20 protein-coding genes are annotated in these 22,807 nt (G+C 71.7%); 13 read left to right on the plus strand and 7 right to left on the minus strand.

Annotated elements, in window-relative coordinates:
* Window positions 1–36: 36 nt before the first annotated feature.
* Complete coding sequence (locus ACLQ2R_RS11240; RefSeq protein ID WP_425959673.1) at window positions 37–1,026, minus strand: LacI family DNA-binding transcriptional regulator; 990 nt, start codon at window positions 1,024–1,026, stop codon at window positions 37–39.
* A gap of 239 nt (window positions 1,027–1,265) precedes the next feature.
* On the opposite strand from ACLQ2R_RS11240, the gene chvE reads away from it, so the two are divergent.
* From chvE to ACLQ2R_RS11265, 5 genes are all read left to right on the plus strand, one after another.
* Complete coding sequence (chvE, locus tag ACLQ2R_RS11245; protein ID WP_425959343.1) at window positions 1,266–2,402, plus strand: multiple monosaccharide ABC transporter substrate-binding protein; 1,137 nt, start codon at window positions 1,266–1,268, stop codon at window positions 2,400–2,402.
* A 105-nt stretch (window positions 2,403–2,507) separates the two neighbouring features.
* A complete protein-coding gene (gene mmsA / locus ACLQ2R_RS11250) occupies window positions 2,508–4,037 on the plus strand; it encodes a multiple monosaccharide ABC transporter ATP-binding protein (RefSeq protein ID WP_425959344.1) in 1,530 nt (509 codons plus the stop codon).
* A 9-nt stretch (window positions 4,038–4,046) separates the two neighbouring features.
* Window positions 4,047–5,300, plus strand: a complete 1,254-nt coding sequence (gene mmsB, locus ACLQ2R_RS11255) for a multiple monosaccharide ABC transporter permease (RefSeq protein WP_425959345.1) — start codon at window positions 4,047–4,049, stop codon at window positions 5,298–5,300.
* A 195-nt stretch (window positions 5,301–5,495) separates the two neighbouring features.
* Window positions 5,496–6,575 carry a TerC family protein gene (locus ACLQ2R_RS11260; protein ID WP_425959346.1) on the plus strand — a complete coding sequence of 360 codons (1,080 nt, stop codon included), beginning with the start codon at window positions 5,496–5,498 and terminating at the stop codon, window positions 6,573–6,575.
* A 302-nt stretch (window positions 6,576–6,877) separates the two neighbouring features.
* Window positions 6,878–7,303, plus strand: coding sequence for a hypothetical protein (locus tag ACLQ2R_RS11265; protein ID WP_425959347.1), 426 nt, complete (start codon window positions 6,878–6,880; stop codon window positions 7,301–7,303).
* A 77-nt stretch (window positions 7,304–7,380) separates the two neighbouring features.
* On the opposite strand, the gene ACLQ2R_RS11270 is transcribed toward ACLQ2R_RS11265, so the two are convergent.
* The 4 genes from ACLQ2R_RS11270 to ACLQ2R_RS11285 form a co-directional block, all read right to left on the minus strand.
* Window positions 7,381–7,563: a hypothetical protein gene (locus tag ACLQ2R_RS11270; protein WP_425959348.1), complete on the minus strand. Its 183-nt coding sequence runs from the start codon at window positions 7,561–7,563 to the stop codon at window positions 7,381–7,383.
* Window positions 7,564–7,597: 34 nt separating this feature from the next.
* Window positions 7,598–8,125, minus strand: coding sequence for a DUF6036 family nucleotidyltransferase (locus ACLQ2R_RS11275; RefSeq protein ID WP_425959349.1), 528 nt, complete (start codon window positions 8,123–8,125; stop codon window positions 7,598–7,600).
* On the minus strand, window positions 8,122–8,514 hold the full coding sequence (locus tag ACLQ2R_RS11280; protein WP_425959350.1) for a hypothetical protein: 393 nt from the start codon (window positions 8,512–8,514) through the stop codon (window positions 8,122–8,124). The genes ACLQ2R_RS11275 and ACLQ2R_RS11280 overlap by 4 nt, the downstream gene beginning before the upstream one ends.
* Window positions 8,515–8,785: 271 nt before the next feature.
* Window positions 8,786–9,505 (minus strand): maleylpyruvate isomerase family mycothiol-dependent enzyme, encoded by a 720-nt coding sequence (locus tag ACLQ2R_RS11285; protein ID WP_425959351.1) that lies wholly within the window; start codon window positions 9,503–9,505, stop codon window positions 8,786–8,788.
* A 194-nt stretch (window positions 9,506–9,699) separates the two neighbouring features.
* Here ACLQ2R_RS11285 and ACLQ2R_RS11290 point away from each other — a divergent pair, with 194 nt between their 5' ends.
* Together ACLQ2R_RS11290 and ACLQ2R_RS11295 are read left to right on the plus strand one after the other, a co-directional pair.
* Window positions 9,700–10,410 (plus strand): TetR/AcrR family transcriptional regulator, encoded by a 711-nt coding sequence (locus ACLQ2R_RS11290; protein ID WP_425959352.1) that lies wholly within the window; start codon window positions 9,700–9,702, stop codon window positions 10,408–10,410.
* Between the two features lie 14 nt (window positions 10,411–10,424).
* On the plus strand, window positions 10,425–12,743 hold the full coding sequence (locus tag ACLQ2R_RS11295; RefSeq protein ID WP_425959353.1) for an SDR family NAD(P)-dependent oxidoreductase: 2,319 nt from the start codon (window positions 10,425–10,427) through the stop codon (window positions 12,741–12,743).
* Between the two features lie 86 nt (window positions 12,744–12,829).
* Here the strand turns inward: ACLQ2R_RS11295 and ACLQ2R_RS11300 are convergent, their stop codons facing one another.
* Entirely contained in the window at window positions 12,830–13,501 is a 672-nt protein-coding gene (locus ACLQ2R_RS11300; protein ID WP_425959354.1) for an ArsR/SmtB family transcription factor, read from the minus strand.
* A 4-nt stretch (window positions 13,502–13,505) separates the two neighbouring features.
* Window positions 13,506–14,000, minus strand: a complete 495-nt coding sequence (locus ACLQ2R_RS11305) for a cupin domain-containing protein (RefSeq protein WP_425959355.1) — start codon at window positions 13,998–14,000, stop codon at window positions 13,506–13,508.
* A gap of 245 nt (window positions 14,001–14,245) precedes the next feature.
* Here ACLQ2R_RS11305 and ACLQ2R_RS11310 point away from each other — a divergent pair, with 245 nt between their 5' ends.
* The 6 genes from ACLQ2R_RS11310 (at window position 14,246) to ACLQ2R_RS11335 (ending at window position 22,791) form a co-directional block, all read left to right on the plus strand.
* A complete protein-coding gene (locus tag ACLQ2R_RS11310; protein WP_425959356.1) occupies window positions 14,246–14,845 on the plus strand; it encodes a DUF1349 domain-containing protein in 600 nt (199 codons plus the stop codon).
* A 407-nt stretch (window positions 14,846–15,252) separates the two neighbouring features.
* Window positions 15,253–16,827 (plus strand): N-acetylmuramoyl-L-alanine amidase, encoded by a 1,575-nt coding sequence (locus tag ACLQ2R_RS11315; RefSeq protein WP_425959357.1) that lies wholly within the window; start codon window positions 15,253–15,255, stop codon window positions 16,825–16,827.
* A gap of 363 nt (window positions 16,828–17,190) precedes the next feature.
* Window positions 17,191–18,189, plus strand: coding sequence for an iron chelate uptake ABC transporter family permease subunit (locus ACLQ2R_RS11320; RefSeq protein ID WP_425959358.1), 999 nt, complete (start codon window positions 17,191–17,193; stop codon window positions 18,187–18,189).
* Window positions 18,186–19,220, plus strand: a complete 1,035-nt coding sequence (locus ACLQ2R_RS11325; RefSeq protein WP_425959359.1) for a FecCD family ABC transporter permease — start codon at window positions 18,186–18,188, stop codon at window positions 19,218–19,220. Before ACLQ2R_RS11320 ends, ACLQ2R_RS11325 begins: the two co-directional genes overlap by 4 nt.
* Window positions 19,217–21,037 (plus strand): ABC transporter transmembrane domain-containing protein, encoded by a 1,821-nt coding sequence (locus tag ACLQ2R_RS11330; protein WP_425959360.1) that lies wholly within the window; start codon window positions 19,217–19,219, stop codon window positions 21,035–21,037. Before ACLQ2R_RS11325 ends, ACLQ2R_RS11330 begins: the two co-directional genes overlap by 4 nt.
* Entirely contained in the window at window positions 21,034–22,791 is a 1,758-nt protein-coding gene (locus ACLQ2R_RS11335; RefSeq protein WP_425959361.1) for an ABC transporter ATP-binding protein, read from the plus strand. The genes ACLQ2R_RS11330 and ACLQ2R_RS11335 overlap by 4 nt, the downstream gene beginning before the upstream one ends.
* The last annotated feature ends 16 nt before the right edge of the window (window positions 22,792–22,807 follow it).

The raw sequence follows: 22,807 nt of genomic DNA on the forward strand, positions 1-22,807 counted from the left end.
CGGGTTCTGCTGCGGTGGCGGGCGGGGGATCCGTGATCATCCACCGGGGGGCGCGGTACTGGCTCTGACGACGAGCCGGGGCGGGACGACGTGCCGTTCGCGGGACCATTCCGCTCCCGTCTCGAGCCGCCTGAGCAGCACCTCGATGCTGTGCCTGCCGACCGCCCCGAAGTCCTGCCGGATCGTGGTGAGCGGGGGCGAGAAGAACTCCGACTCGGGGATGTCGTCGAATCCCACGACGCTGATCCGCTCGGGCACCCGCACGCCCCGCTCGGCGAAGGCCCGCAGCGCCCCCAGGGCCATCTGGTCGTTGGCGACGAACACGGCGGTGACGCCGGGCGTCGCCGCCAGGCGCAGGCCGGCGCGGTAGCCCGAGCGCGGGCTCCAGTCGCCGGGCAGCGGCTCGGGGACGGGGCGGCCGGCGCCTTCCAGCACGTCGCGCCAGCCCTCCAGCCGTCCCTCGACCTCCAGCCAGTCCGGTGGCCCGGCGATGTGCCAGACGGTCTCGTGGCCCAGGTCCAGCAGGTGCCGTACGGCCAGGCGGGCGCCCTCGACCTGGTCGACGCTGACCACCGAGACGTCGCCGTCGTGGCCGCCCTCGACGGCGACCACGGGGATGTCGACGGGCACGTCGGCCAGCGCGGGGGCGGCCGAGCGCTGCGGCGCGACCACCACGATCCCGTCGACGCCCTGCTCGGCGAGGTAGCCGAGCGCGTCGCGCACGCCGGCGGTGTCGATGGTCTTGAGGCTGACCATGCTGACGAAGTAACCGGCCGCCCTGGCCGCCTGCTCGATGCCGTAGACCATGCTCGCCGGGCCGTACAGGGTGGTGTCGAAGCTCACCACGCCCAGGGTGCGGGTGTGGCGGGTGACCAGGGCGCGGGCGACCATGTTGCGCCGGTAGCCGAGCTCGTGGATCGCCTCCAGGACGCGCGCCCGGGTCTCGGCGCGCACGTTGGGGTGATCGTTGAGCACCCGGGAGACCGTCTGATGGGAGACGCCCGCCTTCGTCGCGACGTCCGCCATCACCGGCGGGCGGCGGTCGCGGTTCGCGCTCACGGTCTGGACTCCTCGATGGTGGCCTGGGACAGACTGTGAGCGTTAACAACACCCCGCGTCAAGCGTCTCCCACATTACGGTCAGATCACGTGAAGATCATTTGTAACACCCCCTTGACGTCTAGGTCATCTCCGCCTTAACTAGCCCATACCTTTTTGTTAGCGCTCACATCTCCCGGCGAGAATTCCCCACACTGGAGGTATGCGATGAAGTTCGCGAAGCTGGCCACCGCGGCGGTGAGCCTGGCTCTCGCCATGGGGGTGACGGCCTGTGGTTCGAGTGTCAAGACCTCCGAGCAAGGCACGACGAGCGAGGCCTCGGCCGCGCCCGCCGAGACCCTGGTCGGGGTGACGATGCCCACCAAGTCCTCCGAGCGCTGGATCCACGACGGCGACAACGTCAAGAGCGCCCTGGAGAAGCTGGGCTACAAGGTCGACCTGCAGTACGCGGAGAACGACATCCCCACCCAGGTCAACCAGATCGAGAACCAGATCACCCGGGGCGCCAAGCTGCTGATCATCGCCTCGATCGACGGCACCGCCCTCACCACCCAGCTCCAGCAGGCCGCCGACAAGAAGATCCCGGTCATCGCCTACGACCGGCTGATCCGCAAGTCGCCGAACGTCGACTACTACGCCACCTTCGACAACTACAAGGTGGGCGTGCAGCAGGCGACCTCGCTGCTGGTCGGCCTCAAGCTGAAGAAGGAGGACGGCTCCGAGGGCGACGCCAAGGGCCCGTTCAACGTCGAGATCTTCGCCGGCTCGCCCGACGACAACAACGCCACGTTCTTCTACAACGGCGCGATGGACACCCTCAAGCCCTACATCGACAAGGGCGCCCTGGTCGTCAAGAGCAAGCAGACCGACTTCAAGACCGTCGCGATCCTGCGCTGGGACCCGGCCACCGCGCAGAAGCGCATGGAGGACCTGATCACCAAGTACTACTCCGGTGACACCAAGGTCCAGGGTGTGCTCTCGCCGTACGACGGCCTGTCCATCGGCATCCTGTCGGCGCTCAAGAGCAGCGGCTACGGCACCTCCGGCCAGCCCTACCCGGTCGTGACCGGCCAGGACGGCGAGGTCGCCTCGGTCAAGTCGATCATCGCCGGCGAGCAGTACGCGACGATCTACAAGGACACCCGCCAGCTCGCCGCGGTCACCGTCGAGATGGCCGACGCCGTGCTCAAGGGCGGCAAGCCCGAGGTGAACAACACCGAGGACTACGACAACGGCAACAAGGTCGTGCCCTCCAACCTGCTGGAGCCGGTGATCGTGTACAAGGACAACTACAAGAAGGTCCTCGTCGACTCCGGCTACTACACCGAGGACCAGCTCAAGTAACACCGATCGGCACGACGGCGGACGACATCCGGCCGGCGGCGACCCCTTCCCGTCGTCGCCGGCCGGATGTCCGGCGGTGGAGGGGACCTTGCGAAGGCGGGCGGCATGACCGACGACATACTCCTGATGCGCGGGATCACCAAGACGTTCCCGGGTGTCAAAGCCCTGCAGGACGTCAACCTGGCCGTCCGCAGGGGCGAGATACACGCGATCTGCGGGGAGAACGGCGCCGGCAAGTCGACGCTGATGAAGGTCCTCTCGGGCGTGTACCCGCACGGCTCCTACGAGGGCGAGATCCTCTTCGAGGGCGAGCAGTGCCGCTTCTCCGACATCAGGGACAGCGAGAAGCTCGGCATCGTGATCATCCACCAGGAGCTGGCGCTCAGCCCGTACCTGTCGATCGCGGAGAACATCTTCCTCGGCAACGAGCGCACCAGCCGGGGCCTGATCGACTGGAACCGCACCAACGCCGAGGCCACCGAGCTGCTGGATCGCGTCGGGCTCCGGGAGAACCCGACGACGCTCGCCATGGACATCGGGGTGGGCAAGCAGCAGCTCGTGGAGATCGCCAAGGCGCTGTCGAAGCGGGTGCGACTGCTGATCCTGGACGAGCCGACCGCCTCGCTCAACGACGAGGACTCCGCGCACCTGCTCGACCTGCTGCGCGGGCTGCGCGACGAGGGCATCACCTCGGTGATCATCTCGCACAAGCTGAACGAGATCCGGGCCATCGCCGACACCACCACGATCCTGCGGGACGGGCGGACGATCGAGACCCTGGACATGCGCGGCGACACGGTCAGTGAGGACCGCATCATCTCCGGCATGGTCGGCCGCGACCTGGAGCACCGCTTCCCGCCGCACGAGCCGAACATCGGCGAGGAGGTGCTGCGGATCGAGGACTGGACCGTGCACAGCCCCGCCGACCACGGCCGCGTCGTGGTCTCCGGCGCCTCCCTGACGCTGCGCCGCGGCGAGATCGTCGGCCTGGCCGGGCTCATGGGCGCCGGCCGCACCGAGCTGGCGATGAGCGTCTTCGGCCGCAGCTACGGGACCGACATCACCGGCCGCGTCTACAAGAACGGCCGCGAGATCAAGCTCCGCACGGTCGGCGAGGCCATCGCCCACGGCATCGCGTACGCCACCGAGGACCGCAAGCGCTACGGGCTGAACCTGATCGACGACATCAAGCGCAACGTCTCGGCCGCCGCGCTGGGCAAGCTCGCCCGGCGCGGCTGGGTCGACGACAACAGGGAGTACGAGGTCGCCGACGGCTACCGGGAGAGCATGAACATCAAGGCTCCCAGCGTGCTGTCGGTCACCGGGAAGCTGAGCGGGGGCAACCAGCAGAAGGTCGTGCTGTCGAAGTGGATCTTCACCGACGCCGACGTGCTGATCCTCGACGAGCCCACCCGCGGCATCGACGTGGGGGCCAAGTACGAGATCTACTCGATCATCAACCGGCTCGCCGACCAGGGAAAGGCCGTCCTGGTCATCTCCTCGGAGCTTCCCGAGCTGCTGGGCGTCTGCGACCGCGTCTACGCCATGTCGGCCGGTCGCATCACCGGCGAGGTCTCCCGCGCGGAGGCCACCCCGGAGCGGCTCATGCAATTCATGACCAAGGAAAAGGACTAGGGGAACACGATGAGCAGCGGCAAGGTCCCGACAGAAACCGCGCCACCGACCGGCAGCCTTCCCCTGGTGCCCGCCAAGACCCCGGCCGGGCGTTTCTCGGTCAACCTGCGGCAGAGCGGCATCTACATCGCCTTCGCACTGATCATCGTGCTGTTCTCCATCCTGACCGACGGTGAGCTGCTCAGCCCGCAGAACATCTCCAACATCATGGTGCAGAACTCCTACATCCTGATCCTGGCGATCGGCATGATCCTGATCATCATCGCCGGTCACATCGACCTCTCGGTGGGATCGGTGGTGGGGCTCACCGGCGCGATCTCGGCCGTGCTCATGGTCGACATGGACATGGCCTGGCCGCTGGCGATCCTCATCACGCTGGTCGCCGGCGCGCTGATCGGCGCCTGGCAGGGCTACTGGATCGCCTACTTCGGCATCCCGGCGTTCATCGTCACCCTGGCCGGAATGCTGATCTTCAGGGCGCTGACCCTGACCGTGCTCGGCAACCAGGGCATCGGCCCCTTCCCCGACGAGGTCCGCACCCTGGCCAACGGCTTCGTGCCCGGCTACCTGGGCAACATCGGCCTGGGCCCGCTCGGCGGCGCCGACATGCTGACGCTGCTGGTCGGCCTGGCCGTCGTGGGCGGGCTGGCCCTCACCCAGTGGCGGGCCCGCCAGGCGCGGCTGGGCTACCGGCAGAAGGTCGACGCGCTGCCGCTGTTCCTGCTGAAGATCATCGCCGCGGCCGCGGTGGTGATGGTGGTCATCGTGCAGCTCGCCAGGTTCAAGAACCTGCCCTGGGTGCTGGTGCTCCTGGCCATCCTGGTGCTGGGCTACACGCTGATGACCAACCGCGCCGTCTTCGGCCGCCACATCTACGCCATCGGCGGCAACCTGAACGCGGCCAGCCTGTCCGGCATCAAGGTCAAGTCGGTCACGTTCTGGATCTTCGTCAACATGGGGGTGCTCGCCGCGCTCGCCGGCATCATCTTCGCCGGGCGCCTGAACCAGGCCGGCCCGACCGCGGGCGGCAACTTCGAGCTGGACGCCATCGCGGCCGCGTTCATCGGCGGTGCCGCCGTCCAGGGCGGGGTGGGCAGGGTGGTCGGCGCGCTCACCGGCGGCCTCATCATGGCCGTGATCAACAACGGCATGTCGCTCATCGGCGCGCCCAGCGAGCGGGTCATGCTCTTCAAGGGCCTGGTCCTGCTCGCCGCCGTGGCCCTGGACGTGTGGACCAAGCGCCGCGCCGGCGGGGGCCGCTGAGCCGGGATCCCCGGCACGGCACCGGCACGGAACCGGCACGGAACCTCGCACACGGGGACGCAGAGACACAGAGACCCAGAGCCGTCCCCCGGCGCCGACGCCCGCCCGGGCGGCGGCGCCGACGCGTATCGCCATGGTGTGGGCCCCCTCACCTCGGGTAAGGCGAGTGATCTCACCCGGTATGAGAGGACACGGATGGCGATCGACTCGTTGGGCATGTGGATCGCGGTCATCGGCCTGGTGGTGGTACTGCTCGCGATCGACTTCGTGGTGGCGGCGCGCCGGCCGCACGCGGTGGGCCTGCGCGAGGCAACCGCGTGGACGGTCTTCTACATCGGCGCGGCCATCGCCTTCGGCCTGGTCCTGTGGTGGCTGGCCGGGTCCACGCTCGCCACCGAGTACTTCGCCGGCTGGATGGTGGAGAAGAGCCTCTCCGTCGACAACCTCTTCGTCTTCGTGATCATCATGGCGCGGTTCTCCGTGCCGCCGGAGCACCAGCAGAAGGTGCTGCTGTTCGGCATCGCCACCGCCCTGGTGCTGCGCGCCATCCTCATCGCGGTCGGCGCCGCCGCCATCACCCTCTTCTCCCCCACGTTCCTGATCTTCGGCCTGTTGCTGATCTGGACCGCGATCCAGCTCCTCCGGCACCGCGACGAGGACCCCGACGTCGAGAACAACCCGCTGATCAACGGTGCGAACAAGGTGCTCCCGGTCACCGAGGACCTGCACGGCGGCAGGCTCGTCACCCACGAGAACGGCAAGCGGATGGTCACGCCGCTGTTCGTGGTCTTCCTCGCCATCGGCAGCACCGACCTGCTGTTCGCGCTCGACTCCATCCCGGCGGTCTTCGGCGTCACCAGCCACCCGCTCATCGTCTTCTCCGCGAACGCCTTCGCGCTGCTGGGACTGCGCGCCCTGTACTTCCTGATCGAGGGTCTGCTGGAGCGGCTGGTCTACCTGTCGATCGGCCTGGCGGTCATCCTCGGCTTCATCGGGCTCAAGCTCATCCTGTCGTTCCTGCACGAGGACGTCTCGAAGTCCTTCCCCGAGGTCTCCACCCCGCTCTCGCTCGGGGTGATCTTCCTGGTGCTGCTGGTCACCGTCATCGCCAGCATGCGCCGGGTACGCGCCCACCCCGAGGAGCGCGCCCACGCGGGCACCCTGCACCGGCTGCGCCGCAGGGACGGGAGCCGCGACGACGCCCCGGCACGGGAACGCGACCGGGACGACGAGACCCCGGAGAACGAGGAGGGGTCCGGCCGGGACGACCGGTGAACGGCGTACGTCCTCGTGCATGCCGATCGGCGGCTTGAAGCGGCGTGCTCGGTGTCGCGAAGAGTACGGGATGCCAGGTCGGTGACTTGTGGCGGGATCGCGAGGGAAGGGCGTGCGGGGCAGGCCGGTTACGTCGACTCCTGGGCTGATGCACCGGGTCTGACATTTCACTGCCGCGCGGCAGCAGGCAGAACCTTCGCCGGGTTCGACCGAATTTCCACGTCCCCCGAACCGGCCCACCTCCGAGGACTCAATCTTGGTGAAGAGGTAAACCGAGTGCTGTCTCCGTGCGTGAGGAAGACGTGAAGCTGTCGACCGTCCTCCTGCTGGGTGGGCTCCTCGCTGCCTGCTCTCCCCCTCAGGCTCCGCCGGCCGGAATCCATACGATCGTCAAGAACACTCCGATACCGTCCGGCACCGGACTACGGATGAGATTGATCCGCGCCCACCAGAACGGTTCCAAAGTGGTCGTCAGTGCCGACGTTCACGGCGGGAGAACCGGTGTGTGCGATGTGACGTTCACCCGCACCGCCTATCCGACCGTACGTGCCTCCGGGCCCTTCGGCGAGCAAGAGCCCTTCGACAGTCCTTACACGTCGATCTCATGTCACGTGATGAAAGACGCGGCCGATTTTTTCAACTCAGGCACGTGGGACGTCGAGATAGTCGCCCGGGCTGGCGGGGTCACCTCGGAACCGATCAGGACGACCGTCGAGGTACAGCGCTAGGTCGGCGTCACGCTTGCAGACGGACGTTTCCCTAGGTCGCTTGAAAGTGTTCGAAAACGCACCCGGCCCCCACACGGTCAGGCCAGGCAGCGCAGGGCGTCCCTGAGACCGGGGTCCATCGGGTGGTCGCCGGGCAGCCGTCCGACCGTCGCCTCCACGAACACCGGAAGGGGAAGCTCCTCGGTCGTCCCGTACGCGCGCACCACGACCCTTTCTCCGGTGAGCTCGGCGTGGACCTCGGAGTCCTGGTCTGAATGCACCGCCTTTGACTCTCGACAGGCGGCAGGACGACATTCAGCCTTCGCTGAAGAGGTCTTCCAGGATGAGACGAGCCCGATCAGGTACGGGTTCCTCTGGAAAGATCTCCATGCACAAGGTGAGGATTTCATCGACAGAGCCAAGAGCGAGACGCTCGACAAGAGCACGAATGTCGCCGATGTCCCGTCGGCGAGCAGCCAGAACTTTCATCGCGAGAAGATGTTCCGGTGACGCCGCGGACACACGTAGTCCTGGATGGTCGAAGACTCGCCGAGCCGAGCTGTCTCCGCCGGGAGCGACGTAGGCACTGGCCTGCTCGTTGAGCCACCACGACGGCAGACCGAGCTCGGACGCGACCGCGCGTGCCTCGTCGAGGACGATCCCGTGGGGTTCGAAGACGGCGTCGATGTCACGGGTGGATCGGCGTGCGTCATAGGCCAAGGCCATGGCCGCCCCGCCGAAGATGTAAAGGTCGGCGACGACTCCGCGTCGGGCAAGACGATCCCCCAGTCGCTGGAACGCGTCTTCGATCGCGGCCCGATCGAGCAGCGGGGCGTCGTTCATGCGACTTCCAGTTCTTGAGGGTGAATGAAGACCCCACGGCGACGGAAGGAAGCGGGTGCGTGGACGAACGCGTCGACGCGGGCCGCGGGAGTGTTGAACGGGAACCAGAACCGGTGGAGCCGCCGCGACTCGGTCCAGGGGGGGCCGGCCTGACCATCCTTCGCGGCGAGATGCTCGGCGAGTGCGGCGAGAAAGACATCCCAATGGGGATCTCCCACGCCGGGGGGTTCCGCCGCCAACAGGTGAAGCCGAACCGCAGGAGGCTCGTGCCGGTATTCCTCCAGAAACTCGGCGACCAGGCGCCAGCGTGTCTCCTCGTCGGAATGATCGGCCAGCCATCCCGCGAGTACCGCGATGGAGGCGGCTTGATACTGCTGGACGCGCTTCATGGGTATCACGTTAGTCCAATGCCCGGCCGAGGTGATCGGTTGGATCAGCCCTGCTCACCGAGGTGTGTCAGGTGGAGAGAATGCCGGACGAACCCCTGCCCGCCACCGTGGAAAAGCGCACGCCCCCGTGGACGCGATCCATCGAAATCGTGGCCGCCGGAAATCCGATCTCGACGGCGTACGTGTTCGGGTCCCGCCTCCGGCGGGTGGTGAGCCGGATGACGACTCTCCCGGACGGCGCTGGACGGTGGTGCACCCGGCCCACGCCGGGTCAGGCCAGGCAGCGCAGGGCGTCCCTGAGACCGGGGTCCATCGGGTGGTCGTCGGGCAGCCGTCCGACCGTCGCCTCCACGAACACCGGAAGGGGAAGCTCCTCGGTCGTCCCGTACGCGCGCACCACGACCCTTTCTCCGGTGAGCTCGGCGTGGACCTCGGAGTCCCGCTGCTCACCCAGTGCGAAGAGTCCCACCCTCGCCCGCCAGCGCGCCCGGTGACCGGCCTCGTCCGGCCCGACGGGCGCGCCCACGTCGTCGGCGTGGGTGGCGTACTCGGAGTCGTAGTGAAAGGCCTGCGAACCCACCGGGTACGGGCCCGCGAGGGTCCGCAGCGAGGCGTCGCGGCCGAGCGCGCGCATCCGGGCGCGGGTGTCGCCGTTCTCGCGCCGCCACTCCTGGAGCACCTCGTGCACCGGCAGGTCCCTGCGCCGTGCCACGCACCACTCGTTGAAACCGTTGAAACCGTCGCCCACGCCCTCGCGCCGGAGCATCGCGGTGAACCCGTCGACGTCGCCGTCCAGGCAGGCGTGGTTGTACAGCTCCTCCCCCGCCAGGTGTGCGAGCACGTCGCGGACGGACCAGCCCTCCGCCCGCGAGGGACGCCTCCACCCCTCCTCGTCCAGTCCGGAGAAGAAGCGGTCGAGGCGGGCCGCCTCGGCGTCGAAGATGTCGAACGGATCGAGATCCGTCAGGGAGTCCCCGGGTCGTGTCGTCATGTTCCGGCAGTACCCCGGGAACGCCCGGCATCCCCCCGCACGCCGTCCCGGAACGCGCCGGCACTCCCCGTACGCGACCCCGGAACGCGCCGGCATTCTCCGTACGCGACCCCGGAACACGGCGGTCCACCGCTCCGTCGAATCCCGTCGAGGATGGATTATGAGCCGACGGCGCCCCTGGCAGACTGTCCGGCATGAGCGAGAGCGAGGAAGCAGGAGAGGCCCCCGCGTCCCGGACGCGCCGCCGGGGACGGCCGCCCAGGGACGACTCGGCGCCGTCCACGCGTGACCGCGTCCTGGCCGAGGCCACCGTGCTCTTCGCACGGCACGGCGCCGACGGCGTCTCCATGCGCGACATCGCCGCCCGAGTCGGGATCGACGTCTCCAGCGTGCACCACCACTTCCCCTCCAAGGCGTCGCTGTACGACGCCTGCTTCGCCCGCGTCTTCGAACGGGAACAGGCGACGCTCACGCCGCCGGTGCGCGCCCTCCTCACCGCGGTGCGCTCCGAGCCGCCGGGCGACGTGGTCGGGGCCGCGCACGATCTGGTGGACGCGTTCGTCGACTTCCTCGACGAGTACCCGCAGACCACGTTCCTGTGGCTGCGGCGCTGGCTGGACCCCACCCTGCACCTGTCCCTGGACGAGGCGTACTCGCTGCCGATCTACGGCGAGATCGAGCGCGCCCTGCTGGAGGCGGCCACCCGGGGCCTGGTCGTCGAGCCGACCCCGCACATCACCGTGCGCAGCCTGGTCTGGGCCGCCCACGGCCACGTGACCGCGCTGAGCGCCCGGGGAGGCGACGCGGTCACGGCCGACCGCGAGCGGCGGGAGTTCCGCGCCTACGCCCACCGTTTCGTCGACCGGCTCTACGCACCCCCTGGCGCGCGCGCCTCGGACGGCTAATATTCCATCAAGCGATGGAATATGGGAGGCAGCGGATGGGCTCGACGGAACAGGACCCGGGCGTGACCGCCGAGGACGCGCTGCCGGACCGGGAGACGACGCTCCGGGGAACGACGGCCACGGGAGCGACCGCGGAGCCGACCGCCGCAGGGGTGACGGCCGAACGGACGACGGCCGCGGAGGTGCCGACCGTGGGAGTGACGGCCAGGCAGACGACGGCCGCGGGGATGACCGCCGTGGTCGGGGGCGGGGCGGCGGGCATCGCCGCCGTCAAGGCCCTCGTCGAGGCCGGCCTGCCCGTCTTCGGGATCGAGCGCGCCGGCTCCCTCGGCGGCCTGTGGCGGCTGGAACCCGGCACCGCCTCCTACGAGAGCCTCCGCCTCAACACGAGCAGGCCGCGTACCGAGTTCTCCGACTTCCCCATGCCTCCCGACTGGCCCGACTACCCCGGCCGGGCCCAGATGCTGGAGTACCTGCGCTCGTACGCCGACCACTTCGGCGTCGGCGAGCGGTTCCGGTTCGGCACCGTCCTGGAGTCGGCCAGGCGTACCGGCGACGGCTGGGAGCTGGAGCTGACCGGTCCCGAGGGGGCCTACCGCGAGACGGTGGAGCACCTGGTGGTGGCCAACGGGCACAACCACGAGCCCCTTCTGCCCGACCCTCCGTATCCGGGGACGTTCACCGGCACCGAGTCCCACGCGCACGACTACGTCGGCCCCGCCGAGCTGGCGGGCAGGCGCGTGCTCGTCGTGGGCACCGGCAACTCCGCGGTGGACATCGCCGCCGAGCTGGCCGGGCACGCCTCCGCCGTGCTGCTGTCGGCCCGGCGGGGTGTCTGGGTGCTGCCGAAGCGGCTGCTCGGCCGTCCCTCCGACCAGCTCAACGGCGCCCTCGCCGCCCTGCTGCCCTGGCGGGTGCGGCAGGTGGTCTCCCAGGCGGTGCTCAGGGTGGCCGGTCCCCGGCACGCCGGGCCGCGCCTGCCCGCCCCCGTCCGGGGCGTGCTCCAGGACCACCCGACCCTGAGCGACGCGGTCCCCGCGCTGGTGGCGCGGGGCGAGATCCTCGCGCGTCCCGGCATCGCCCGCCTGGACGGCTCCCGGGTCCACTTCGCCGACGGCCGGTCCGACGAGGTCGACCACATCGTCTGGTGCACCGGCTACCGGGCCGTGACGCCGTTCCTCGACCCGGCGCCGGTGCCCGACCCGTCGTCGCTCCTGCTGTACCGCCACGTCTTCCCCGTCGGCGACGCCTCGATCAGCTACGTCGGGCTGATGCAGTCGACCGGTTCGGCGCTGCCCGTCGTCGAGGTCCAGGGGCGTCTGGTGGCCGCCGTACGCGCCGGGACCCACCGCCTGCCCGATCCTCGGACCGCGCGGAGGATCGCCTCCGCCGAGCTCGCCGCCGCGCGCGCCCGCTGGGGGGAGCGCAGGCCCCACATGCGGATCGACGTCGACGGCTACCTCCGCGTCATGCGGCGCGAGCTGCGCCCCTCCCCGTCCCGCGCGCTCGCCGGTCGCCGGATCGTCGTCACCGGCGCCGCCGGGACCTTCGGAAGGGCCATGAGCGCCCGGTTCACCGCCCGGGGAGCGCGCGTGGTCGGCCTGGACATCGCCGTCCCCGCCGGCTCCGCCGTCCTCGGGGACGGTCCCGGTGTCCCGATCGTCGCGTGCGACATCACCTCCCCCGCGTCCGTCGACGCGGCCGTGGCCGAGGCCGTGGCGCTGCTCGGCGGCATCGACCTGCTGGTGAACAACGCGGGCCGGGGCGGGCCCGCGCCCGCCGAGCTCGCCCCCGGCGAGGAGGCCGAGGCGCAGCTGCGGCTGAACCTCCTCGGCGCCTGGCGCGTGACGGCCGCCGCCATGCCCCATCTCGTACGCGCCCGCGGGCAGGTGGTCTTCATCGCCTCGCGGATGGCGCTCCTGCCGCTGCCGCTCGCGGCGGCGTACGGTGTCTCCAAGCGGGCGCTCGCGGCCTACGCCGACGCGCTCCGCCTGGAGGTAGGCACGCACGTCGGCGTGACGACGGTCTACCCGAGCATGGTCCGCAGCCCGATCCACGACAGCACCAGGCGGGCCGGGCTGTCCCTGGACGCGGTCTCCCGGCCGGAGCCCGTCGAGGGCGTGGTCGACGCGATCGTCCGCGCCGTCACCTCCCGCCGCGCTCCCCGGGACGTGGCGACCACCGCCCGGGGACGCGTCGAGATGATGGTCGGCAGGCACGTCCCCTCCCTGGCCGACCGTCTCGTGCGCCGTACCGTCGCGGCCCGGATCGCGGCCGGGGACTTCGCGGACGCGCCCCTGGCGGCGGGCATGGTCCGCAGGCACCGGCCCTGACAGGCCGCACGAGACCGACCGACACCGACACCGAGACCGACACGAAGCCCGGTGACACCCCGCGAGGTCCTGCGAGGTACCCGCGGTCACCTCGCTCCGGGTCCCTGCTCCGTCCGGTTCCCCGTACGGCGCCAGCGGGTGATCCCGCCCTCCAGCGGGCGCGCCCGCAGGCCGTGGTCGCGCAGCAGCCGCACGGCCCGCGGGGAGACCACGCAGTAGGGCCCGCCGCAGTAGGCCACGATCTCGGCGTCCCGGGGCAGCTCCCCGAGCCGGTCCCGCAGCTCGGCCAGGGGGACCGAGACCGCCCCGGGCACGTGGCCGTCGGCGTGGGCGGCGGCGGAGCGGACGTCGACGACCACGACGCCGGGGTCGGCCAGGCGCCGGGACAGCTCCTCGGCGGTCACCGGCTCCAGCGCCACGGGGTCACCGAGGTGCGCGGACACGGCCTCCCGGAGGTCGGCGAGCCTGTCCCCGGCGAAGTCCTGCAGCTCACCCAGGAACCGGGAGACCCGTTCGTCGGCCAGCCGGTAGTAGACGCGCGTACCGTCCCTGCGGCTCGTCACCAGGTGGGCGGCGCGGAGCTGCTGCAGCTGGGCCGAGGTGTTCTTCAGCGGGACGTCCGCCTCGTCGGAGAGCTGCTCGACGGTGCGCTCGCCCTGGTCGAGCACGTCGAGCAGCCTCAGCCGCACGGGGCTGGCCAGCGTCCTGCCGATACGCGCGAGCTGCCGGTAGATCGGCTCCTCGGGGAACTCCGCCATGACGTCAGACCATGTACTGGTCGTGGCGGAGGTAGAGCTCCGTCCACTCGGCGTCGCTCAGGGTGCGCCCGCCGGCGGAGATCTCGGCGAGCTCCTCGAAGTACGCCTCGCGGGGCGCCCCGGGCGTGAAGAGGATGAGCATGGACGCCGGTTCGCCGGAGGTGTTGCTGAAACTGTGGATGCCGCCCTGCGGGACGTGGAGGAAGTCCCCCGTCGTCGCGTCGACCGTGCGCTCCCCGTCGAACAGGCGGACCGTCCCGGACAGGACGAAGAAGGACTCGGAGATCGTCCTGTGGAAGTGGGGTGCCGGACCGGTCGGCTTCCCTCCCATGTCCCAGCGGTACAGGCCGAACTGCCCGTCCGTCGACGCGCCGGTGCCCAGGTAGTGCACCCGCGTCCCGCTCGCGCCCATCGTCAGGTCAGGTTCGGCGGAGGCGGGCCGGAAGACCCCGCTGCTCTCGCCCGCCTCGCCCGCGTAACGCGCCTCCGGGTATGACATCGCACCCTCACCCTCCTGCAGGCCATTGTTCCAAAGAACTATAGAAGAAGAGAACAAGCGAGGGAAGGCCCGGCGGAAACAGGGGGAAGGACCCGTTCCGCCCCTCTCGCGGGAGCGGTACCGTCGCATTCCAGAGAAGATCACCTCGCGGCGCGAGACCTCCGGACGGGCCGCCGTACGACCACCCGACCGTTCCGGGCCTGCCGTCGAGAGCGTTCCCGCCCCACCGTGAGAGGAAGATCCCCATGACCGAACCGGTCACCCTGCCCGCCTTCCCCGCCCCGCTGCGCTGGCTGAACCCGCCGGCCGGATGGAGTGTCGACGGCGACGACGCCCTGACCGTCGAGGCGGGCCCCGGCACCGACCTGTTCACCGACCCCGGCGGCCCCGACCGCTTCGCCAACGCCCCCGCGCTGGTCGGGCGGCTGGAGGGGGATTTCACCCTGAGCGCCCGCGTCAGGGTCGATCTGCTGTCCACCTACGACGCCGGGGTCCTCCTGCTGCACGCCGGCGAGCACACCTGGGCGAAGTTCTGCCTGGAGATGTCCCCGCAGGGCAGGCCCACGATCGTCTCCGTGGTGACCCGCGGGGTGTCCGACGACTGCAACTCCCTGACCCTGGAGGGCGACGACATCAGGCTGCGGATCTCGCGGCTCGGTTCCGCCTTCGCCTTCCACGCCTCGACGGACGCGGGCTTCTGGCACCTGATCAGGTACTTCGCGCTCGACGGGGACCCCGAGGTCGGCTTCCAGGCGCAGTCGCCCACCGGCCAGGGCTGCACCGTCCGCTTCGAGGACATCCGCCACTCCCCGGAACGCCTCGCGGACCTGCGCAACGGCGTTTGACCTCCCCCGCGGACCCGCACAACGGCGTGCGACCTCCTCACGGACGGCGGGAGCCCCTCGGCCTCCAAGGCCCGCCCCCGCCGTCCCGTCGTGGCCGCCACCGTCGCGGCGACCGACCGGCGAGGGCGGCACCGCCACCGCGGCCCGAATCGACCGGCACGCGACGCCCACGACCTCTTTCACCTGCGCATACGGCGACCTATCAGATCAAAAAAGGGAATTTATTAAAACAAGCAAACAAGTGTTAATTATTTACATTTATCGCAATTCTGCTTTACGGTGCCGAATCAGCCGGTGTCCGGACGGGCCCGAATCCCCGTCCCCGACCTCTCGTCACCGGGTCCCGGGCCCTTCCTGGCCCTCGACCCGGGACGCCGGCCCCGATCCCCGATTTTCGAGGAGGCTCCGTGCAGAACGCCCGGCCGCGCTCGCGTCGCCGACCAGCCGCCGTCCTGTCCGCCGTTCTCACCGTCCTGCTCCTCACGCCCGCCCAGACGGCGGACGCCCGGGCGACAGGCGTCCCGAGTGCGGGTTCCCCGGCGGAGAGCTCCCGGGCGGCGAGCCCCCTGGCGGACGCCTTCGCCCGTGCCGCCGCCGCCTACGACGTGCCGCGCGACCTGCTCGTGGCGCTCGCGTACGCCGAGACGCACCTCGACGGCCACGGCGGCGAGCCGAGCGCGAGCGGCGGGTACGGGGTGATGCACCTGGTCAGCAACCCCACGACGCGCGTCCTGGAACGCGCGGCCGAGCTGACCGGGCGACCGGCGGCGACGCTGCGCCGGGACGACGCGGCCAACGTCCTCGGGGGCGCCGCCGTGCTGCGTTCCCACGCCGACACCCTCGGCCTCGACGCCGCCGCCAGGAAGGACGCCGGGCGGTGGTACCGGGCCGTGGCCGAGTACGGCAACGCCTCCGGCCCGGAGACGGCCAGGCTGTACGCCGACACCGTCTACGACCTCCTCGGCAGGGGCGTGCGCGCCACCGTCGCGGGCGGGGAGGTCCTCACCGTCCCCGCCACGGAGGTGCGGGCCGACCGCGGCGTCCCCGAGGGCCTGCGGGAGGCGGCTCCCGAGCCCGCGAGCCCGGACCACCCGGGCGCGCACTGGGTGGCCGCCAACGCCGGCAACCGGACCGTCGCGGCAAGGCCGGGAAGCCACACCATCGACCGCGTCGTCGTCCACGTCACGCAGGGGGCCTACGCCGGAACGCTCTCCTGGTTCCAGAATCCCGCCGCCCGGGTCTCGGCGCACTACGTGGTCCGCTCCTCCGACGGCGACATCACCCAGATGGTCCGCGACAAGGACGTCGCCTGGCACGCCGGCAACCGGTCGTACAACACCAGGTCCATCGGCATCGAGCACGAGGGGTTCGTCAATGACGCCTCCTGGTTCACCGACGCGATGTACCGCGCCTCGGCGGCCCTGACCCGCGCCGTCTGCGACAGGTACGGCATCCCCAAGGACCGCGCGCACATCATCGGGCACAACCAGGTCCCCGGCGCCACGCACACCGACCCGGGCTCCCACTGGGACTGGGCCAGGTACATGCGCTACGTCACGGGGAGCACCGCCCCCTGGTCGGCCACCGTCGACAACTCCACCTCCGGCGCGTTCACCGCGAGCGCGGGGTGGGCCGTCTCCGCCTCCTCCACCGGCCGCCACGGCCCCGACCACTGCCAGGCGAAGCCGGTCAGGTCCAGCGACGTCGCCTGGTACCGCTTCACCGTCCCCTCCGCGGGCGCCTACCAGGTCAGGGTCTGGCACCCGGCGGCCCCCGGCCACAACGGCTCCACCCCGTACGTCGTGGCCACCTCCTCCGGGCGCAGGACGGTCTACGTCGACCAGCGCGCCGGTGGCGGCGCCTGGCGGAGCATCGGCACCTTCACCCTCAGGGCCGGGAGGTACGACGCCGTCGGCGTCAGCAGGTGGACCTCCGGCACGGGACTCGTCATCGCCGACGCCGTACGCCTCACCCGCCTCTGACCCGCCCTCCCCGGCCCGGCCGGCTCCCCGGCCGGGTCCTCACCCCCGGCTCTTCGGCCCCGTCCCCGCGCCTTGCCCCCCCGGCCCCCGCGCCTTGCCCCCCGCACCCCGGCCCGCCCTCTTGCCCCTCGTTTCTTGCTCCTCGCTCTCAGCCCCGGCCCCCGGCCTTCGCCCCCGTGTCCTCGAGCGGCCTTCCGGACCCCACCCCGCCCACCAATGATCACTTATCGCGAATGATGCATGCCGTCCGGTTTGTCGAAATTGGCCCATCCCTATTAGGCTTACCTTAATTAGGAAAGCCTTACCTCTTTCAGGCGAGCTCTCCGCCCCCCGCCCGCTCAGAGCAGCCACGAAAGAGTTCCCATGTCCCCCGCACGGCGCGTCGTCTGGCTCTGGGTCTGCCTGATGCTGCTGGTGGTCGCGTGCGTGCTGAGCCTGGCCCTGGGGACCCGCGCCATCGGCCCGCAGGTCGTCTGGGACGCGCTGTTCCACTTCACCGACACCGACGAGCAGGCGCTCGTCCGCAACCTGCGCGTCCCCCGTACCGTCCTCGGCCTCATGGTGGGCGTCGCGCTGGCGGTGTGCGGGGCGCTCATCCAGGCCGTGACGCGCAACCCGCTGGCCGACACGCAGATCCTCGGCGCCAACGCCGGGGCGGCGCTGTTCGTGGTGATCGCGGTCGGGCTGCTCGGGCTGACCGACATCTGGGCCTACGTCTGGTTCGCCTTCGCCGGGGTGGCCGTCGCGCTGGTGGCGGTCTACGCGCTCGGCTCGATGGGCAGGGCCGGCGCGACCCCCCTGCGGCTGACGCTGGCCGGGGTGGCGCTGGGCGCGGTGCTGGAGGGCCTGTCGAGCGGGATCAGGCTGATCCGCCCCCGCGCCTTCGACTACCTCCGCTTCTGGGACGTCGGTACCCTCGGCGGGCGTGACCTGGACATCGCCTGGGCCATCGCCCCGTTCGTCGGCGTCGGCCTGTTCCTGGCGCTGCTGACGGCCAGGTCGCTCAACGCGGTCGCGATGGGCGACGACCTGGCCCGCTCCCTGGGCGCGAGCGTCGCGACCACGAGGACCCTGGCCCTGGTGGCGGTGATGCTGCTGGCCGGCGCGTCCACGGCCGCGGTGGGGCCGATCGGGTTCGTCGGCCTGATGGTCCCGCACGCGGCCCGCTGGCTGATCGGCCCCGACCAGCGCTGGATCCTGGCCTTCACGCTCGTCTGCGGCCCCGTCCTGCTGCTGGCCGCCGACGTCGTCGGCCGGCTGGTCATCAGGCCGGCCGAGTTGCAGGCGGGGATCGTCACGGCGTTCGTCGGGGCGCCCCTGCTGATCTGGATGGTCCGCAGGTCCAGGGCCGGTGCGCTGTGACGGCCCGCAGGACCGTGGTGGTACGCCCCTGGCCCGCCTTCTCGATGCGCCTGGCCGTACGGACGGCCGTGGTGTGCGCGATCCTGGTCGCGGTGGCGGCCGTGGTGGCGGTGCTCGCGCTGGGCACCGGCGAGTTCGCCCTCTCCCCCGGCGAGGTCGTGCGGGTGCTGACCGGCCAGGAGACCGGTTTCGCCCGGCTGATCGTCCTGGACTGGCGGCTGCCGCGCGTACTGCTGGCCCTGCTGGTGGGGGCCGCGCTCGGCCTGAGCGGCGCGGTCTTCCAGTCGCTGCTGCGCAACCCGCTGGGCAGCCCCGACGTGATCGGCTTCGACACCGGCGCCTACACCGGCGTCCTGGTCACGATGGCCTTCGTGGGCCGCGGCTACTGGCTGAGCGCCACGGGAGCCCTGGTGGGCGGGCTGGCCGCGGCCACGGTGGTCTACCTGCTGGCCCTCCGGCGCGGGGCGCCGGGACTGCGCCTGATCATCGTGGGGATCGGGGTCAGCGCGATCCTCGGCTCGCTGAACCAATGGCTCATCATCAAGGTGGACCTGCGCGCGGCCTTCGCGGCGGCGCTGTGGGCCCGCGGCACCCTGAACGACCTGCGCTGGCAACAGGTCCCGCCTGTGCTGTGCGCCCTGGGCGTGCTCTGCCTGCTGCTGCTGGCCCTGGGCGCGCGCCTGCGCGTCATGGAGCTCGGCGAGGACGCCGCCACCTCGCTGGGTGTGCGGGGCGGGCCGGCCAGGCTGGCCTACCTGGCGGTGGGGGTGGCGCTGACCGCCGTCGCGACCGCCACGGCCGGCCCCATCTCCTTCGTCGCGCTCGCGGCCCCGCAGATCGCGGCACGCCTGACCCGGGCCCCCGGGATCGCCCTGGTCCCCGCCGCCCTGACCGGCGCGGTGCTGCTGCTGGTGAGCGACTTCCTGGCGGTGCGGCTTTTCTCTCCGACGCAACTACCGGTGGGGGTGGTGACCGTGAGCCTGGGCGGGGCCTACTTCGCCTGGCTGCTGGCCAGGCAGGCACGCGCATGACCGGAACGGACGCGGAGCGCACGACCGGGACCGACGCGCGGCATACGACCGGGGCGGACGCGCGGCGCACGACCGGGGCGGACGTCCTGCGCAGGACCGTCAGGCGCAACCGCGCGCGCCTGGGCGCGGGCACCCTGCTGCTCAGCCTGCACCAGGTGTGCGAGGCGAGTGTGCCGATCCTCATCGGCGTGATCGTCGACCGCGCGATCGGCCCGGGCGACGGCGGGTCGCTGCTGTGGTGGTCGGCCGCGCTGGCCGCGCTGTTCACCGCCCTGACCATGGCCTACCGGTACGGCGCGCGGACCCTCATGCGCGCCATCGCCGACGAGGCCCACCTGCTGCGCCTGGAACTCGCCGGGAGGATCATCGACCGGCGCGGGCTGGACACCGACCTGCGCGCGGGCGAGCTGCTGACGATCTCCTCCGGTGACACCGACGCCACCGCCGAGCTCCTGGACCACCTGCCGCGCGCGGTCGGGGCGCTGGTCGCCGCCGCGGTGTGCGCCGTGACGCTGCTGCTCGTCGACCTGCCCCTCGGGGTGGCCGTCCTGGTCGCCACCCCCCTGACGCTGCTGGTGCTGCACGCCGGCACCCCGTACATCACCCGGCACGTCGCCGACCAGCAGGAGCTGGCCGGCCGGGCCGCGTCGCTGGCGACCGACCTGGTCAGCGGCGTACGACCGCTGCGCGGCCTCGGCGCCGAGGCGGCGGCCTCCCGGCGGTACGCGCGGGTCAGCCGGCTCTCGCTGGCCGCCGCGCTGCGCGCCGCCCGTACCCAGGGGATCTACGCGGCCGTCTCCAGCGCGGGCGGCGCGCTGCTGGCGTGCGGGATCGCGGTGCTCGCCGGGTGGTTCGCGCTGCGCGGCCGGATCTCGGCCGGTGAGTTCCTGACGGTGATCGGGCTGGCGCAGTTCCTGATGGAGCCCGTGGGCACGCTGACGATGGTGCCCGGCTGGGTGGCCGAGGCGCGCGCCTCGGCCGACCGGGTGGCGCGCGTGACCGGCGCGCCCCCGCTGCTGCCCGCGGAACCGCCGTCCGCCGGGCCGTCGTCCGCCGGGCCGCCACCCGCCGTCCTCGGCGACTCCGGCCGGACGGCACGAGAGCCGGCCGGGCCGGAAGGGCCGGTCGGCCCCGTGGGACCGATCGGGCTGGAGGTGGCCGGGCTGCGCCACGGCACGCTCGCGGGGCTGGACCTGGTGGCCGGGCCGGGCGAGTTCGTCGGTGTCGTGGCCTACCGTCCCGCCGACGCCGAGGCGCTGGTGCGGGTGCTGTCCGGGCGGGTGAGCCCCGACGAGTACGACGGAACCGTACGGGCCGGTGGCCGGATCCTCGTCGAACCCCACCACACCGACCTGTTCGAAGGGACCCTCGCCACCAACCTGACCGTGGGCGGCCGTCCCCGGAGCCCGGAGGAGTTCGCGGCGGTGCTGAGCGCGTCCGCGGCCGACGACGTGGTCGCCGCCCATCCCGGCGGCCTGGAACACCGGGTGGTGGAGCGAGGCGCGAGCCTGTCGGGCGGTCAGCGCCAGCGGGTGGCCCTGGCCAGGGCGCTGCTGGCCCGCCCGGCGGTCCTGGTGCTGCACGACCCGACCACGGCCGTGGACACGGTCACCGAGCAGGACATCGCCCAGGGCCTGCGCTCCCTGCGCCACCCCGGAAGCGGCCTGTTCACCACCGTGGTCGTGACCACCAGCCCCGCCCTGCTCGCCGCCGCCGACCGGGTGGTCGTGCTGGACGGCGGCAGGGTGGTCGCCGAGGGGTCGCACGCCGGCCTGGGTGCCACCGACGACGACTACCGGCGGACGGTGCAGCGATGAGCACGCCACGGGAACGGGACCTGCTGCCGATCGCGAGCGGCCGCGAGACCTGGCGCTGGATCCGTCCCCGCCTGCGCGAGCGGCGTGGCGCCGTGGTCGTGACACTGCTCGTGGGCCTGCTCGGCGCGACCGCGTCGGTCGTCCCCGCGTACGTGATGGGCATGCTCGTCGACCGCGTGCGCGAGCAGTCGGGCACCTCGGTGATCGTCGGCGTCGCCGTGACCATCGCGCTGTCGGCGCTCGTCGGCGGTGCGGCCACCGGGCTGACGTCCTACCTGGTGGCCAGGCTGGGAGGCCAGATCCTGGCCGACCTGCGCGAGCGTACGGTCGCGAGCGCGCTGGCGCTCCCGCTCACCCGGCTGGAACGCGCGGGCAGGGGCGACCTGCTGTCGCGCGTCAGCGCGGACGCCGCCGAGGTCACCGGGGCCGTCTCCGACGTGGTCCCCGGCGTGATCGCCTCGATCCTGCTCGGCACGCTGAGCCTGGCCGCGATGGTCGGCCTCGACTGGCGGCTCGGCCTGGCCGGGGCCGTCGCGGTGCCGCTGTACGTGCTGGCGCTGCGCTGGTACCTCCCGCGTGCCGCGCCCCACTACGCCAGGCAGCGCGCCTCGGTCGCGCGCTCGTCGCAACGGCTGGTGGAGAGCATGCAGGGCGTGCGCACGGTCCACGCCTACCGCGTGGAGGAGGACCACCTGCGCGCCGTCGAGACCACCTCACGCGACTCGAGCGAGGTGTCGGTCGGGGTGCTGGACCTGTTCACGCGTTTCGTGGGGCGGGTCAACAGGGCCGAGTTCTGCGGCCTGACCACCATCCTGGCCGCCGGTTTCCTGCTGGTCCGCGCGGACGCCGTCACCGTCGGCGAGGCCGCCGCCGCGGCCGTGCTGTTCCACCGGCTGTTCAACCCGATCGGCACGCTGCTGTTCGTCTTCGACGAGGTACAGGCGGCCGGGGCGAGCCTGGCTAGGCTGGTCGGCGTCGTGCGGCTGGAGCCCGCCCCCGAGCCCGAGGGGGGACCGGCGCCGGCCGACGCATCGCTCGACCTGGTCGACGTGCGCTTCGGCTACGACGACTCGGCCGAGGTGCTGCACGGCGTCACCCTGCGCGTCCCCGCCGGTGCCCGGGTGGCCCTGGTCGGCTCGACCGGTGCGGGCAAGTCGACCCTGGCCGCCATCGCGGCCGGTTCGCTGCGTCCGGGCGGCGGCAGCGTGCTGATCGGCGGGGTCTCCCCCTCCTCGCTCGGCACGGCGGAACTCCGCCGGCACGTGGCGATCATCACGCAGGAGACCCACGTCTTCGCCGGGCCCCTCGTCGAGGACCTGCGCCTGGCCCGTCCCGGCGCGACGGCCGGGCAGGTCTCCTCGGCGCTGGAGACGGTCGGGGCGCTGCCGTGGGTGCTGGCGCTGCCCGAGGGCCTGGACACCGTGGTCGGGGAGGGCGGCCACGAGGTGACGGCCGCCCAGGCGCAGCAGCTCGCCCTGGCCCGCCTGGTCCTGGCGGATCCGGCCGTCGCCGTCCTGGACGAGGCCACCGCGGAGGCGGGCAGCATGGGCGCCCGCGTGCTGGAGGACTCGGCCGCCGCCGCCACGCGCGGCAGGACCACCCTGGTCGTGGCGCACCGGCTGACCCAGGCCGTCTCCGCCGACCGGGTCGTCGTCCTGGAGCACGGGCGGATCGTCGAGGAGGGGCCCCACGATCGTCTGGTCGCCGCCGGCGGCCGCTACGCCCGCCTCTGGCAGGCGTGGGAGACCCGCTGAGCGTCTCGCGCCGGGG

The sequence above is a fragment of the Streptosporangium sp. DT93 genome (genome assembly GCF_049844535.1).
Lineage (GTDB): Bacteria > Actinomycetota > Actinomycetes > Streptosporangiales > Streptosporangiaceae > Streptosporangium.